Source organism: Picosynechococcus sp. PCC 73109 (assembly GCF_001521855.1).
Lineage (GTDB): Bacteria > Cyanobacteriota > Cyanobacteriia > Cyanobacteriales > MRBY01 > MRBY01.
This window is the reverse complement of record NZ_CP013998.1, coordinates 173,663-189,982: the sequence shown is the minus strand read 5'-3', so window position 1 is coordinate 189,982 and position 16,320 is coordinate 173,663. Positions and strand designations below refer to the sequence as shown.

Annotated in this window: 12 protein-coding genes; 5 read left to right on the top strand and 7 right to left on the bottom strand. The window is 49.0% G+C overall.

Going from position 1 to position 16,320, the window contains the following annotated elements; all coding sequences use genetic code 11:
- Window positions 1–159: 159 nt before the first annotated feature.
- The 5 genes from AWQ23_RS00950 to AWQ23_RS00930 all read right to left on the bottom strand — a co-directional run bounded on the left by AWQ23_RS00950 (window position 160) and on the right by AWQ23_RS00930 (window position 3,044).
- Window positions 160–1,008, bottom strand: a complete 849-nt coding sequence (locus tag AWQ23_RS00950; RefSeq protein ID WP_062431771.1) for a hypothetical protein — start codon at window positions 1,006–1,008, stop codon at window positions 160–162.
- Window positions 1,009–1,069: 61 nt separating this feature from the next.
- Window positions 1,070–1,498: a dUTP diphosphatase gene (dut, locus tag AWQ23_RS00945; RefSeq protein WP_030006710.1), complete on the bottom strand. Its 429-nt coding sequence runs from the start codon at window positions 1,496–1,498 to the stop codon at window positions 1,070–1,072.
- A gap of 6 nt (window positions 1,499–1,504) precedes the next feature.
- Window positions 1,505–2,173, bottom strand: coding sequence for an energy-coupling factor ABC transporter ATP-binding protein (locus tag AWQ23_RS00940; RefSeq protein ID WP_062431770.1), 669 nt, complete (start codon window positions 2,171–2,173; stop codon window positions 1,505–1,507).
- 103 nt (window positions 2,174–2,276) lie between these two features.
- Window positions 2,277–2,549, bottom strand: coding sequence for a hypothetical protein (locus AWQ23_RS00935; RefSeq protein ID WP_030006712.1), 273 nt, complete (start codon window positions 2,547–2,549; stop codon window positions 2,277–2,279).
- Window positions 2,550–2,600: 51 nt separating this feature from the next.
- A complete protein-coding gene (locus AWQ23_RS00930; RefSeq protein WP_030006713.1) occupies window positions 2,601–3,044 on the bottom strand; it encodes an SRPBCC family protein in 444 nt (147 codons plus the stop codon).
- Window positions 3,045–3,235: 191 nt separating this feature from the next.
- On the opposite strand from AWQ23_RS00930, the gene AWQ23_RS00925 reads away from it, so the two are divergent.
- From AWQ23_RS00925 to AWQ23_RS00905, 5 genes are all read left to right on the top strand, one after another.
- The gene (locus tag AWQ23_RS00925; RefSeq protein ID WP_062431768.1) at window positions 3,236–4,855 is read left to right on the top strand and encodes a mechanosensitive ion channel; all 1,620 of its coding nucleotides are present in this window, start codon (window positions 3,236–3,238) and stop codon (window positions 4,853–4,855) included.
- 275 nt (window positions 4,856–5,130) lie between these two features.
- Window positions 5,131–6,882: a bifunctional UDP-sugar hydrolase/5'-nucleotidase gene (locus tag AWQ23_RS00920; RefSeq protein ID WP_232308931.1), complete on the top strand. Its 1,752-nt coding sequence runs from the start codon at window positions 5,131–5,133 to the stop codon at window positions 6,880–6,882.
- A 135-nt stretch (window positions 6,883–7,017) separates the two neighbouring features.
- Complete coding sequence (locus AWQ23_RS00915) at window positions 7,018–8,277, top strand: hypothetical protein (protein WP_062431765.1); 1,260 nt, start codon at window positions 7,018–7,020, stop codon at window positions 8,275–8,277.
- Window positions 8,278–8,511: 234 nt separating this feature from the next.
- Window positions 8,512–9,912, top strand: a complete 1,401-nt coding sequence (locus AWQ23_RS00910) for a glycosyltransferase family 4 protein (protein WP_083500672.1) — start codon at window positions 8,512–8,514, stop codon at window positions 9,910–9,912.
- Window positions 9,913–10,263: 351 nt separating this feature from the next.
- Window positions 10,264–13,494, top strand: a complete 3,231-nt coding sequence (locus tag AWQ23_RS00905; protein WP_083500671.1) for a PAS domain-containing protein — start codon at window positions 10,264–10,266, stop codon at window positions 13,492–13,494.
- Between the two features lie 91 nt (window positions 13,495–13,585).
- On the opposite strand, the gene groL is transcribed toward AWQ23_RS00905, so the two are convergent.
- Together groL and AWQ23_RS15950 are read right to left on the bottom strand one after the other, a co-directional pair.
- Complete coding sequence (gene groL / locus AWQ23_RS00900; RefSeq protein ID WP_062431760.1) at window positions 13,586–15,253, bottom strand: chaperonin GroEL; 1,668 nt, start codon at window positions 15,251–15,253, stop codon at window positions 13,586–13,588.
- A gap of 461 nt (window positions 15,254–15,714) precedes the next feature.
- The gene (locus tag AWQ23_RS15950) at window positions 15,715–16,275 is read right to left on the bottom strand and encodes an SH3 domain-containing protein (protein ID WP_157072177.1); all 561 of its coding nucleotides are present in this window, start codon (window positions 16,273–16,275) and stop codon (window positions 15,715–15,717) included.
- Window positions 16,276–16,320: the final 45 nt, after the last annotated feature.

The window sequence follows — 16,320 nt, the reverse complement described above, 5'->3', positions numbered from 1 at the left end:
GTTGAGAAAAGATGATTGCTTTGACAGTAAAACTGAATAAGTAATGATTGGCGAAGGCCCCTACCAAAGATGGTGGGGGTTTTTGCTTGCTTTTTTTGGGAAAATTTCAGATTGTTGGTATCGCAATCGCAGTTGAAAAAATATCTTCTTGGTCAATCATTAACAACTACTTTGATTTTTTAGCCATTCGTAATCTTGATCTTGGCTTTTTTGATTTTTCTTGGGTGAAATTAATACTTGATAGCCTGATGTTTTTTTACATTTTTGATAATAAAGGCGCATCAAGTTGATATGGGGCACCCGGCATTCTGTCCATTTGTTATCGGTGGCGCGGACTTTTTTGGCGGCGTAGGCTTGGCCTTCGAGAATATCTTTCAGGGCTTTGATGAGGGCGGCGAGGTTTTCGGGCTGGTCTACCAATACATTCAGGGAGTCCCGCAGAAGGGTGATTTCTGGTAGTAGAGTACCCACAAGGGTTTGTATTTGTTCTGTATTGAGGCGATCGCCTTGGGTCTTTTGTTGGGAAGCTGACTGCTGTTGGAGATTAAATAAATCAACTTTTTGTTGTTCTAAGTCAACTGCATATTCTTGTAATTGGGCTTTCAGTTGGCTGATTTCTGCTTCTTTGTGGTGCAGGACATCCTGTTGTGATTGTTCTAAAGATTCAAGAATTTCGTCAATGTCGCGGTTGTTTTCGCGGAGTTTTTTTTGGCTGGCAAGGCTTAATTCTTTTTCCCGCTGGAGTTTTTGTTCAAGGCGTTCTTTAATTTGAGTTTGGCTGGCAATGCGTTGTTCGAGGTCGGCGATCGCCTGTTGAAAGTCCTGGGCCTGATTCGCCATTTCTAAACTGTAGTTTTCCGCCTGGAGCTGGAGCTGGGATTCATAGGCTTCCTGTTGGGTGGCAAAGTTTTTTTTGAGCTTTAAAATTTCCTGCTTTTGGACGGTGCGCATCGTAAAAAACAGGCCAATTCCCCCTAACCCTAAGCCCCAAAAAAAAGAAAAGTCCATAGCCGCAAATGTTGCCTACCGTAGTTACCTTTCTTCCAATTTAGCGTAAGGCACTTTGGATTTAAGTGCCCGTAGAGCCGAACCCGCCCGTACCTCGACTCGTATCGCTGACTTTGTCAACCACCGTAATATCCAAATGCATCACGGGAACCATCACCATTTGGGCAATGCGCATCCCGGCTTTGACCTCAAAGACTGTATCGCTATGGTTGATTAAGATCACGCCGATTTCACCGCGATAGTTGGCGTCGATGGTGCCAGGACTGTTGAGAACGGTGACACTTTGTTTGAGGGCCAAACCGCTGCGGGGGCGAATTTGAAGTTCGGTGCCAATGGGAATTTCCGCCGCGAGGCCCGTTTTAATCAAGGCTGTTTTGTGGGGGGCGATCGCCACGGGTTCAATGGCATGGAGATCAACGCCAGAATCCCCATCATGTTGATATTTAGGAATAATCGCGTTGGGGTGGAGCTTGAGGAGGCGGAGGTGCATAGAAAGCTAGACGGTGGTGGTTTGTAAACGATGTTTGAGGGTTTGGGGATCGCCTTGGTCAACAACTCGGCCATTTTCCAAGAGGAAGGCCCCATCACAAAAGTCTAATTCATCGAGGCGATGGGTCACCCAGAGGGCCGTCATCCCTCGGCTTTTAACCAGATGTTGCACTTGTTTGACGAGATCGAGTTGGGTATCACCATCCAGGAGGGCCGTGGGTTCATCGAGGAGCAGCACTTCACAATGTCTGGCGATCGCCCCGGCAATGGCGACCCGTTGTTTTTGGCCACCACTGAGGGCATAGATCGGCCGACGGGCCAAATTACCTAAACCCACTGCTCTCAAGGCTTCGGCCACCCGCTGTTGGATGGTGGGGGTTGGTAAGCGTTCAGAAACCAGGCCAAAGGCGACATCTGCGCCCACGGTAGGCATAACCAACTGGTGATCTGGGTTTTGAAAGACAAAGCCGACGGGTTGGATCAATTCAACGGTACCCGAATCGGCCGTTAGGAGTCCCGCCAGAATCCGTAGCAGAGTCGATTTGCCACTGCCATTGGTGCCCAAGAGCATCCAAAATTCTCCCTGAGGGACGGCTAAATTGCAGTGACTGAGGATTTTTTTGTCCGGTTGCCAACTGAAATTTAGGTTTTCGACGGCAATGGCAGAACTAGACATGGCTTTGGGAGTGGTCACTGGGGGCCATAATCACAACGACACAGTAAACGTAACAAAAAAGAGGGCAGTGATCGCCCCCGTGGGTTGAGGCCAGAGACCTTCGTTATTCTGCCGCTTGGGTCGCAAAAAAGCCTGGTACCCGTCCGCCAGCGGCTGCACCACTTTTTTTGTTGAGGACAACGGCACTAATTTGATCACTGAGGAGGGCGATTTTTTTATCCTCATCCTTTTCGCAGGTGAGTTCGAGGAGGGTAGCGTGGTCGCCTTTCATCGCCTCTAGGACAGATTGATAGAGTGCTTGGGCAGTATCGGCTTCTTTACGTTGGACAGAAACGGGGATCGGGCTATATTTGAGGGTCAAATCCAGACTATACATGCAGGTTTACGGGTTATTTTTCCTGTTATTTATCTTAAACGGTTTGGGGGGTCACGGTTGGGTCGCTTCGGCGATCGCCTTGATCCGTCGCAGTTGGGCCTGCATATCTTTCTTTGTCCAGCGGGCGGCAAAGGTTTTAAAGCCCCAACGCACCAAAGGATTGGGAATTTCAAACTGAAAGCGGTTTACCAACTGGGTTCCTGTGGCATTGGGGATGCATTCCCAACGGTCTCGCCCCCGGAAAAAGCCCGTGAATTGCCAGACAATTAAACCTGGTTCCCGTTCTACGACGCGATTATTCAACACCAGGTTAACCAAGGGAATTTTTAACCAAAAGCGACTTTGACTTTCGAGGGCTGTGCTCCAGCGATCGCCGAGGGGTTCACACCGCAGCAGGGGATTTAACCAGCGGTGCATGGTTTCTAGATCCGTAAAACACTGCTCAACACAGGTGGCACTGGCCCGCACTTGAATTGATTGCTCAAAAATTTCCATCAAAATTCTATCTAAAGGTGGATTTTCCCAAAGTTATGAAAAGAAATATAGCGAATTTATCCTTTTTGCGGGTGAAAAATCCGGAGGATCTTTGTAGGGTGGAAGAGGCAACGTCTTGCCGTAAATTAGCGCAAAAACGCCCATTATGGCCGTGATTAGCGATGTAGTTATTTGATTTTAATTCTGAAACAATGTCACCTTTAATCAATACCTTGGGGCCTCCTGTGGGTGACCCCTATGCTGTTTTAGCACTCCAATTACCGGAGTCTCTACAAACCCTCGTCGGGGAAGATGTCGCCAATATCATTAAGGCGATCGCCATCTTAATCATCGGTTGGATCGTTGCCCTGGTGGTGAAAGCCATCGTCAAAGGGTTGCTGAATAAAACCGATGTCGATAATAAAATTGCCGCTTGGATCACCGGTCACGACGGCAAAAGTGATCTGCCCATTGAAGTTTGGGCGGCGAATATCGTTTATTGGTTCGTCATTCTCTTTACGGTGGTGGCTGTTTTAGAAACCCTCCAGCTTGACGGGGTTTACACACCACTGAATGAACTGCTTAGTCAAGTCACAAACTTCTTGCCCCAACTGTTTGCGGCGGGTTTGTGGTTAGGGGTTGCTTGGTTGGTGGCCACCATTGCCAAATTAATTGTGGTCAAAGGCCTAAATACCTTTCGCCTAGATGAGCGCCTTAATCCGGCGGACACTAGCGCTGAGACCGAGGCGACAGAAGCAGAAACGGCACCGCAATCCCAGACCACGAATATCAGTGAAACCATCGGCAATGCGCTGTATTGGTTTATTTTCTTCTTTTTCCTTACGCCGATCCTCGAAACCCTGGGCCTAGAAAACACCCTCGCGCCCCTACGGGATGTCGTGGATGAAGTATTGCTAATCCTGCCGGATCTCTTTGCGGCGGCCCTGATTGGGGTTGTGGGTTGGTTCATTGCCCAGGTGGTGCGCCGCTTGGTGACCAATCTGTTGAAGGCGACGGGCGTAGATCAAATTGGTGAAAAATTTGGTCTATCTAGTAGTGCTGGACGACAGTCCCTGTCTTGGGTGCTCGGTACCGTTGCTTATATTCTGATCTTGATCCCTGTGGCTATTTCTGCCCTAGAGGTAGCCCAGATTGAAGCGATTTCTCTCCCGGCGATCGCCATGTTGGATCAAGTGTTGATGCTCTTGCCCAAGATTCTCGCCGCTGCGATTATTCTCACCTTTGCCTATGTGGTGGGTGAATATGTGTCTGAGTTTGTGAGCAATGTGCTGACGGGTTTTGGCTTTGATAATGTTCTAACTTGGCTCGGCCTAGACGGAATGGTTAGTGCTGCTCCGAGGGAAGGCGAGGGCGAAACCGCGAAACCGGGTAAAACCCCTTCCCAAGTGATGGGGACGATTTCCCTGGTGGTCATTATGTTGGTGGCGGCGCTTACTGCCGTTGATGTGCTGCAAATTGAAGCTCTCACCAGCGTTGTGGGGGTCATTTTGGCGATCGCCGGACAGGTGTTAGTTGCCCTTTTGATCTTTGCGTTGGGTTTGTATTTCTCCAACATTTCCTACAAAGCCCTGGCTGCCTCTGGCTCTAGGCAGTCGAAGATCCTCGGTCAAGCGGCACGGGTCATTATCCTGGTGCTTGTTGGCGCGATGGCGCTGGAACAAATGGGCATTGCGACAAATATCGTCAATCTTGCCTTTGGGCTACTGGTTGGTGGGATCGCTGTGGCAATCGCCATTGCCTTTGGTCTGGGTGGTAAAGATATCGCCGCAGAACAGGTCAGAAATTGGCTTGATTCGATGAAAAACGACTAAATGCCCTTAAAAACGTAATTACTCTAGACATGGTTGCGGCCATGTCTTTTTTTTCGGTCACTTTGGCAGAACTTTACAGCCCACTAACGGAACCTTAACGCGCCGATTAAACAACTGTGCCACGCTTCCCATAGAAACTACGTTTCGTCATTGTGGCGATCGCCTCTCCCTGTGTCGTCATCCTTTTGGGAAGTCCTGTGAACAGCCAGCCAAACCTTCCACTCCCAAAGCCTTCTGCCCGATCAAAATCTGCGTTTATCCCCAATCCGCTACGTTTGGTTGCGGCTCCCTATCTTGCCAAAAATCAGGGGCGATCGCGGTTTTTGTTTATTGGCGATGCCACCCAGCCCATTACCGCGATTGACGTTGATCCCAATATTTCCAGTCGCTACCAAATCCCCCACGCCGCTGACCTGCCGATTGTGACCCCCTTTCGGTTAAAAATTTTGCATTTTAATGATCTACATGGACGAATCGCCCACCTTGCTCCAGAGGGAAATATCCCTGTTTTTTCGCGGCTTGTCTCCCGTTACCACCAGCAACAACGCAAGTATGCCAACAATCCCCAAGCTGGGGTGTTACTCCTTTCGGCGGGGGATGACATGGTGGGAACCCCCTTTGATGCGCTGGTTTCTGAATGCAACCATGCCTACGATCTGTATCAAACCTTGGGGGTCGATGCCGCCGCTTTGGGGAATCACGATCTCGATTTAGGCACCCATGCCCTCGCCAAAATGATTCAACGGTCGGGGGATTTTCCGGTGTTGTCGGCGAATCTGTTACCGCCAGCCCAGCTAAAAAAGGTCATTTATCCGGCGGCATTACTGGATGTGAAGGGGGTACGAGTCGGCATTATCGGCTTAACCACCTCGGCGCAAATGAAGGGTTCCGATGCGCGTCATTTAACCTTTGTCGATCCGGTGCAAGTTGTCAAAAATCTTTTACCTGTGTTGCGTCCCTATTGCCACGTGCTGATTATCCTCAGTCATTTGGGCTATGACCTCCATTCGACCAGTGCCACGGTAGAGGGTTACGGCGATCGCCAACTGGCGGAACATTTACCCTCTGGCGCAGTGGATTTGATTATCGGCGGACACACCCACCACATTTTGAATGAAACCTGTCTGAATCAAGAAAACATCGTCAACGGTATTCCCATTGTGCAGGCGGGAACTTTAGGGCGGTTTTTAGGGGAAGTGACCATTACCCTGAGAGATGAGCAGCAGCCCGCCACTGTGACCAATGCCAAACTGTCTGTGACTGCCGATCTGCCCGTCGAGCGAACCTTTGAGCAAACCCAGATTGCCCCGATCATTACCTCCCTACACCAAAAACTGAATCACCCCTTGGGCATGGTCGCCGATCACCCCGATTTAGAAACCGATGTCGTTTTAAATGATTTTGCCAGCCATGAATCCGCCTTTGCCAATTTCATCACAGCGGGCATGGTGGCACAGGCACAGAAAAACGGTTATGAAGTAGATTTTGCCCTGACCGATGCGGCGGTGTTGTGCGCAGGTTTACCCCCAGCAACGTTGGTCTATGGCGATTGGTTTGCGGTGATGCCCCATGCCGATACGTTACGGTTTTTCCAGATTACAGGGGCACAACTTTGGGATCTGTTGCAGGACAATGCACGGCGGGCAAATCGCTACGGTGAAGCCCACCTAGAACGGGGTTTTGTGCAATTTAGCGGGCAAATTCGTTACCAGATTCGGCTCGGTGAAAATCGCGTCGCGGCTCAGGTAACGGATATTTTGGTGCGGGGTACACCGTTAAAAGATCAACTGGCGCAAACTTTTACCTTTGTGACCCATAGTTTTATCCGGCAACCTGCCTGCCACTGGGAAGCTAAATTTACCCAAAAGCATCTGGATATTGCCCTGTTTAATCTTGATGTCTTGCCCAGCAAAGATACGGAATTGCTGCTGCGGGAAGCTTTGATCACCCACATTAAAACCTATGGCGGCGTGACAAAAGCGGGCGGGGTTGTTCGGGATGGACGCTTACGGATTGATGATATTTAATAATTCTTGGCATACATCAAGATCTACTCAATAACAGGCAATACTTTCCTTTTTCCTTGTCTCTTTTTATAAACCCTTATAACCCGCTCTAAAATCACAGATAACATGATAAAAGAACATAGTTAGGTCGAGAAAATGCGCACCCTGAAGTTGCTATTGTTTGCTTGTCAAATCATTGTTTTCGGAACATTTCTGCAGAGTGTAGCACATGCTGAGGACTCAACCCTTAACAGAAGTGTGCTCGACCTCTTGTCGAATTCAGGCCCTAATAGGAGGTGGTCAGATCGTTCTACAACTTATACTACAGAAATTCAGGGCTTTTACGACCGGTTTAACGATCAGCGAGGATGGAGTGATCATGTTCAAGGCATCACGATGACCGGCGATCGCCGGATTGTGATCAGCCATTCACTAGAGAATAGAGGTGAAAATAGTCAAGCCTGCGGCATGATCGCCTATTCGACGCCCTGGTCGGAAGGCATGGATGCAAAAAATCTTACCTGGAAGACCGAATGTATCTTTGATTATTACCACCCCAGTATTTTGCAAGCCCATGGGAATTATATCGTTGCTACAGATAACGACGATAAAAGAGGGATAGGCAATATTCGCGTATACAATTTAGCCAATAATCAATTAAAAGAATTACCAGATCTCCGCATCGAAAAGAAAACTAATTCGGTAGGGATTACGAAGTTTGGTGATCATGGTATTTTTCTCGTTCGGTCAGATGTAGCTGAATATGCACCTTCACAATTGGAAATTTACCGCGCTGAACGTGAAATATATTCATCTCCTGGTCAAGAGAATCTTGATCCATGGGTGCCACGGTCTTTCAAATCGGTAAAGTGCGATGATTTAGATCAACCAGGTTGTAAATGGCGACTAATTAAGACTTTTGATAATGTTTGGTCATCGTCGTCTGGTATGAGCCTGATCCAGCAAACTGATCGATTGGTTTTAGCGAGTATGTTTAACCAAGGAGAAATCGATTATATTGTTCTGCATGAAATTCTTTTAGATAGTGACGTTAGAAGTGTCCCGACCGTCCGCCTGGTCACTGACACTCTAACTACAAGCGATCCGAGAAACAGAGATAGGGATCCGCGAGGCCGACCAGGTGTAATTAGTAGAAGCACTTATCAACGCCCTGAAATTGTGGAAGTGGACATCTTTGATTTTAGAGCTTCAGATGTTTTTCCGAGGGATGCGAGAGCAGGCATAAATCTAGGACGAACCCAATTTGAATCTTTTTTAATGCGACCAAGTTGTCGATTCGGCTGCAGCCTACAAGTCATTGATGGAGATCTTTACTACATAGCAGCAGCACGAAATATATCTGTGGTACTTGGCAGCCGCGACTGGTTCGAGTTTTCCGTACATAAGGTTCCGTAAAGCGATGATCTCCCAATCGGAGAACGAGCATACCTTAGATAATTTTAACGCTGCTAAATCGGCATCAAACGGATTTACTTAGTATGGGCTTGTATCTTCTAAGTCACGTGAGGATCAAGATACAGAGCTCAGCAATGCAGTGATGCTATTTCCTAGTGAAACCTTAAACTAAACTTCACCTGGTTCCCGTTAAATAGGTGATGTTTTTTTGCTGTTTATTGCCCCTTGCCACCGATGAAAATTGTCATGTTCTCGATTAATCCCCTGTTCCGTGACCATGTGACCGGTGGCGCACCGAAACAGATTAAAAATATCTCGGTGTATCTGGGGGAAATGGGGCATGAGGTGGTGATTCTCTCGACCCGTTGTGCCGATAGTTGCGTTGAATTTCGCTGGCATGACAATGTGCTGGTTAAACCGATTTTGCGGTTCCATCAACCCTTTCCGCAGCCCTACGCCATCCCTGCCTATGACATTGCGAACATGATGCAGGATGTGGCAGCCCACCTCGACGGGGCAGATCGCTTCTATATGCACGACGGAGAATTTCTGTTTCCCTATGCCTATCAGCACATTCCAACGGTGGTAGCCCTGCGGGATAACGTCTATCCCGAAACAATTTTAGGGGGATTTCTCTTTCAAGGCGATCGCCTGATTGCGGTGTCGGAATATTCACGGCGATTTTATGGGGAGACAATGGGGCGATTTTTACCGGAATTACATGAGCGGTTATTAGTCGTTTCAACGGGCATTGATTGGGATATTTTTAAACCGACTCCACCGCAAGAAATTTTGGCGATTGTGCCTGTTGACCCGGAAAAAGATGCGATTGTGATTCATCCCCACCGCCCTGAACCCAGCAAGGGTTTACCTCAAACGATCGCCGTCGCTGATTTACTCGTCCACAAATACGGCATTAAAAATTTAAAAGTGTTGGTTCCCCGCTGGTTAGAGGTGGGCATTTCGCCGGAAGTGGCAGCCTTTTATCGGGAGATGGAAACGGAAATTAAAACCCGCAATTTAACGCAAAATTTCATTTTTCATGAATGGATTCCCCAGTCGTTAATGCCGCAATATTACAGTTTGGGTGCTGTCACCTTGGGCTTGGGTAATTTTGTTGAATCCTTTGGTAATTCCCCCTATGAATCCTTGGGTTGTGGCACACCAGCGATTGTGTCCCGTGTCTCGACCCATCGGGAATTATTGCCGGATCATTTAATTGATAAAGTCCATTTTGGGGATGCCGAAACCGCAGCGGCGATCGCCGCGCAAATTATTACAAAAAAACGCAAAACTTCCCCCAAAACCCTCGCCTATCTTCACGAAAATTACGGTGTGCAAGGTCAATTAGAAGGCTATGCTCAAGCGATTTTAAACGCGAAATGTCGTGACCCCCTCGCCTATCGTTATACGCCCATCACGGAGGAAACCAATTACCGTTTACCGTCGTGGTGTTACCTCTGGAAAGGGGGCATTTACCACGATTTTCTCGCCAAACACCAAACCATTCCCGCACTGCAAACTTTGCTCAGTGAATATCCTGAAGGGTTTACCCAAAAAGAGGCGATCGCCAGCGGCATTTCCCTTGCACAGCTTGAAACTTGGTATCATGACGGTTATTTGATTGTTCAATAGTCCGCAATTTCAGCACTGATAATCTAACTGAAACTTAAAAAATAATTAATGCATTTCAAGATGGAAAAAATTCATAGCAATTTAATATCAGCTGGATCTGCTTGTTGACATTTTTAGACTGTAACTGAGTTGAGAGTTATTATCAATTACCACAGAAACTGGGGGCGTCTTTTTTACATTGTGAAGTTATTTTTTTTAATTTCAAATCAAAAAATATTTGTTTCTTTTCCCTTCATAAACGAAGCCATAAGAAACATCGCTTGATATTATAAAAGGTAGCCCCCAAAGAATTAACACACAAAAGTTTGTTTTTGTGGCTCGCCATCGCCGCTATTGTTTCGCCTGTGTGCCATGTCAGCAGCACGTCCGCTTCGGTTTTCAACACCTGAAATTATCGCCAGTTTGCTGCATCAACCGGTTATTGTTTCGCCTGATCTATCTCTCATCGCATTGAGCGATCGCCTTTGTGCCGATCCTCAACTTGTTGGTGTGCTGGTTATGGCTAACGAACAGCTCCTTGGCACCGTTTCTCCTGGGGATATTTTACGGGCGATCGCCCAGGGGGAAAATCCCCAAACGGCCACCGCCGCAGAGATTATGCAACGGCCCGCCCCGACCTATCCCGTGGCCGCCCTCGACCAAATTGAATCATTATGTCAATACTTCGCCGAGCAGCAGCTTGCTTGGCTGACCCTTGTGGATGAGCAAGGGAAACCAGTGGGAATCTTGCCTGGCGATCGCCTCGCCGAATTACGCCAACACCTCGACCCAGAACCAGCCGCAGCACCGGAATACAGTCACCATGAACTGAAATTTTTTGAAGAAATTCTTGAAAATGCCTTTGCTGGCTATTGGGACTGGGATTGTATTAACAATATCGAGTATCTCAGCCCCAGTTTTAAGCGGATGTTTGGCTATGCAGATCACGAACTGCCTAACCGCCCAGAATCCTGGCAAAAACTGATTTTTCCCGAAGATCTCCAGAAAGTTAACCACAACCTGCAACAGCACATTGCTAGCCACGGCGAAATTCCCTTCTGCAACGAAGTCCGTTATCGTCACCGAGATGGCTCCACTGTCTGGGTGCTTTGTTCAGGTAAGGTCATCGAATGGGATGCACAAGGTCAACCGCTGCGCATGATTGGCTCCCACATTGATCTGACTCCCTACAAACGCTTTGAAGAACGCCTCAAACGCAGTGAAGTCTCCCTCCAGGAAGCCCAACGCCTGGCCCATATCGGTAGCTGGGAAGTCGATCTTGCCACCGGTAATCTCTCCTGGTCGCCGGAACTATTGCGGATGTTTGGCCTTAGCACGACCCAGGGGCCACCCACCTACGATGAACATTGGGCTTTAATCCACCCCGATGACCAGGAACGCCTCAAACACTGCGTTGAAACAGCGATGCGCACGGGCGAAAGCTATATGGTGCAATACCGTGCCCAACTGACTAATGGCCAAATTTTCTACCATGAGGCGAGGGGGAGTAGTCAAAAAGATGCCTCTGGCAAAACCATTCGTTTTTTTGGGACTGCCCTCGATATCACGGAGCGGGTCTTGGCAGAACAGGCTCTCCGGGAAAGTGAACTCCGCTGGCAATTTGCCCTAGAGGGTTCTGGGGATGGGGTCTGGGATTGGAATGCCCAAACAAATCATGTCTTTTTCTCGCGGCAGTGGAAAGCGATGTTGGGCTACGGCGAGGCAGAAATTGGTGACACCCTGATGGAATGGGAAAGTCGTGTCCACCCAGATGATTTGGCAATGACTTATCAAGCCATCCAGGCTCACCTTGATGGCCAGACAGAAACCTATCGCAGTGAACATCGGGTGCGGTGCAAAGATGGTTCCTACAAGTGGATTTTAGACCGGGGCAAGGTGATCGAATGGACGCCGTCAGGGGAACCCCTGCGGATTATTGGTACCCATAGTGACATTGGCGATCGCAAACAGGCGGAGCAGGCGTTGATTGATGCCAAAGAAGCAGCAGAAGCGGCCGCCCATGCCAAAAGTATGTTTTTAGCCACCATGAGCCACGAAATTCGGACGCCCATGAATGGCATTATCGGGATGCTCAATTTACTGCTCTATAGCGAAGAGCTCACCACAGAACAGCAAGAACACGCCCGCATCGCCCTTTCTAGCGCTGAATCTTTACTGATCTTGCTGAACGATATTTTGGATTTCTCAAAGATGGAAGCCGGCAAGCTGCAACTAGAAACGGTGGATTTTGATCTCCATCAATTTTTTGAAAATTTTGCCAAGTTGATGGCGTTTGCGGCCCAGGAGAAAGGTCTCAATCTCATTTTTGATTTACGAGGTTTGCGGCACGGTTCTATCCAAGGGGATCCTGGGCGTTTACGACAAATCCTGACAAATCTGGTAAGCAATGCCATTAAATTTACCAACCAAGGGGAGGTGGTGATTCGCTGTCAAACGGAGCGGGTTGGCGATCGCCTCGATTTTACCTGCTCAGTGACGGATACTGGCATTGGCATCGCCGCTGAGAAATTGAACGATCTTTTCGAGCCTTTTACCCAGTTAGAAGCAGGAACCACCCGGCGTTATGGTGGCACGGGTCTCGGTTTGGCGATTACCCAGCGTCTTTGTCAAGTGATGGGGGGCACCATTGAAGTGGTTAGTACCCCAGGGGAGGGGAGCTGTTTTACCTTTACCCTAGGGTATGGGGCGGGGCGATCTCAACTGTCGCGGATGACCGCCGATAGCTTGCAGGGATTAGAGATCCTCATCGTCGAAGAGCAACAAACCCAACGGGAAATTTTGCGCGATGAGCTCCAAGCCTGGGGCGCCACTGTCCAAGCCGCAGCCAATGGCCAAGAGGCGATCGCCCTTTGGCAAACCCAGCCCCCCACCACCGCAACGCCCCTCCTGATCTTGGATCATTCCCTGAGGGAGATCGATGCCCTGACCCTCGCCCAAAATCTCCAACAGCTTTACCCCCAAAAAACCTGCCAGTTACTGCTGCTCACCACGTTTCCCTACAGCCCCACCGATCCCCAAAGCTTCCCCCAACTCACGGCAACCCACCACCTTGTCAAGCCGATTTTATCCCGTCCCCTGTGGCAGGCCTGTCGGCGTTTCTGTGAAAATTTCGCCCAGCCAAACGCTAGAACCTCAGATTCTGGTTCCCAACCTAGTGGAAGCAAACAGGGCCAAAAAATCTCGGCCCGCCTCCTCCTCGTGGAAGATAACCCCGTCAATCAAATTATTATTCGGGGCCTCTGCCAACAGTTTGGTTTTTCCGTCGATGTTGCCCCAGGGGGCACAGAAGCCCTACAAATGCTCCAAACAACCCCTGAAAATCAACCCTATTGTTTAATTTTGATGGATTGCCTCATGCCCAAGATGAATGGCTTTCAGACGAGCCAACATATTCGCCGGGGTGGTGGCGGCGATCGCCACCGGCAGATACCGATCATTGCGCTCACCACCACCCTAGGAGAAGCCAACCAAGAGCAGTATTTGGCAGCAGGCATGAACGACTACCTCAGTAAACCCCTCAATCCCCAAACCCTTCGGGAAACCCTCAATCACTGGTTACAAGAACAGTCCCCGACGGGCTAACTTAACCCAAGATTTTCGCCCAGAAAACAAAAAAAGCACCCCGGAGGGTGCCCAATGCAGATATTGAATTTTTAAAAGGGTTCAGGAAAAATTACATCATTCCCATGCCAGGCATTCCCATGCCGCCCATGCCACCCATACCGGGCATACCACCACCCATGTCAGGGGCGGGTGCTTCGGGTTCGGGCTTCTCAACAACGAGGGCTTCGGTTGTGATCACCATTCCAGCGATGGAGGCTGCATTTTGCAAAACAGAACGGACAACCTTCGCCGGGTCAATGATGCCAGCGGCAATCATATCAACGTATTCGCCAGTGGCCGCGTTGTAGCCAACGTTGAAGTCACTGGTACGAACCCGTTCTACAACCACAGAACCTTCGGCACCCGCGTTATCAGCCAATTGGCGGAGGGGCGCTTCTAGGGCGCGGGAAACGATATCGACACCGAGCTTCTCTTCGTCGCTACTGAGGCTTGCCTTTACTTCAGCGACCTTTTCAGCGAGGTGAATTAGGGTCGTGCCACCACCAGGAACAATGCCTTCATCGACAGCGGCTTTGGTGGCATTGAGGGCATCTTCGATGCGGAGCTTGCGGTCTTTGAGTTCAGTTTCGGTGGCTGCACCAACTTTGATCACGGCGACACCACCAGCAAGCTTGGCGATCCGCTCCTGGAGTTTCTCCATGTCATATTCGGAGTCGGTTTCAGCCAGTTGCTTACGGATTTGGCTAACGCGGGCGTCAATGTCAGCTTTGCTGCCGCCACCGGAAACGATGGTGGTTTCTTCCTTGCTGATGGTGATCTTTTCGGCATTACCGAGCATATCAAGGTCAATGGCTTCGAGGCTGAGGCCCACTTCTTCGGAAATGACCCGACCGCCGGTGAGGACAGCGATGTCTTGGAGCATTTGCTTACGGCGATCGCCAAAGCTGGGAGCCTTGATTGCAGCGGCATTGAGGACACCACGGGCTTTGTTCACAACGAGGGTCGCCAGGGCTTCCCCTTCAATGTCTTCGGCAACAATCAGCAAAGGACGACCAGAACGGGCTACCTGTTCGAGGGCGGGCACGAGGTCGGCGATCGCCGAAATTTTCTTGTCGGTGATCAGGATGTAGGGATTTTCAAATTCAACGATTTGCCGTTCCTGGTCGGTGACGAAATAGGGGGAGATATAACCGCGATCCAGTTGCATTCCTTCGACTACATCCAGTTCGGTGGCGAGGGACTTGGACTCTTCAACGGTGATCACACCATCTTTGGTGACTTTGGCCATGGCTTCGGAGATCATCCGGCCTACTTCTTCGTCATTCCCAGCAGACACAGCGGCTACCTGGGCGATCGCCTCTCCTTCAACGGGCTTGGCGATCGCGACAACTTCCTTCACGAGGAACTTCACTGCCGCATCAATACCCCGACGCAGGGCCACAGGGTTCGCCCCAGCCGTCACATTTTTCAAACCTTCGCGGATCAATGCTTGGGCCATGACGGTGGCAGTGGTCGTGCCATCCCCAGCGCTATCGTTAGTTTTCGCTGCCACTTCCCGGATTAACCGCGCCCCCGTATTTTGGAGCGGATCACTGAGTTCAATATCCTTCGCAACGGTGATCCCATCGTTCACAATTTGAGGCGCACCATACTGCTTTTCGAGGAGTACATTCCGACCCTTGGGGCCGAGGGTGATTTTTACCGCATCGGCAAGGGCATTAATCCCTGCTTCGAGGGCGCGTCTAGAGTCATCCTTGAAAGAGACAATCTTAGCCATAGGAGTTTGCGTTATAAAGTTTACGTCACTAGCAAATTTAGCACTCCTAGGGGGCGACTGCTAATGTTTTCTGGTTTCGGCGACGCAAACGGGCCAAAAGCTTTGAAAAAAGGCTTTTCAAGCAATTTGTCTTCTGTGTCTACATATTTTCTTTAAAAAATCAAGTGAGGGATCTCATACCTTTCCCCCCAATGAACCGAAACCCTACCCCCTACTTTTTCTCGGACTGATCTATTGATTGGGTGAATTTGGCGATCGCCTTTATTTAGGCAATGAAGGTGGGTTTTTGGCGACATCCCCAAAAGCCGATTCGCATCATCAAAACTCATGGCCGTCGGGCTCGTAGTCTATTTTGCTATGGCTTTGACTGATTTGTTCTTAATTTCCATCAACCCCTCTCTCTAAACGTTTCACAATTTTTGTCCTGATACTGAGGTATTTTTCTTATAAAAAAGAATGCTTCAGTCGCAGACTAAATATTGACTTGCTACAAAGCCACGCCGTCCATCAGTAGTTGATACTTCATGCCAATATCCGTCGAAATTACGATACCGAACTAATTCTCCAGTTTGCAGTGGCTTAACCACCTGGCTGGTCAACCATGGCTCAGATCTTAAGTTCACAATTCCGCCATCAAGGGTATGTACGCGCATGTATCCGTTAAAAGAAGAACTACCTATTGAACTGGCAGCCAAAGCATTAGTCAAAACCCAACCTGTTGTACCACCCGGGATAGTAATTTCAGTCCACCGGCCTGTGGAATCTCCCATATTAATCATAACTTCGGTGCCATTTTTTAAGACGCGAATAATAGTCGAAGCATTGTGACTAGGATATCCATTATTATCATAGGATGGTGTCGAATATAATCGGAGTCTTATATTGTCAGAGCTTTGAATTCTTCTAAAGTGATTGTCACAGATGTTAGAAGGGATAGAAGCTCTTGAGTTTGCCCAAGCAGCTTGAGGCGTTAAAACAGGGAGCAAACTTGATAAGGTCAGTAGAAATAAGAATTTTTTCATTTTTTATCATAAATTGTAAACGACGGGAAAAATTTAATGACTTTG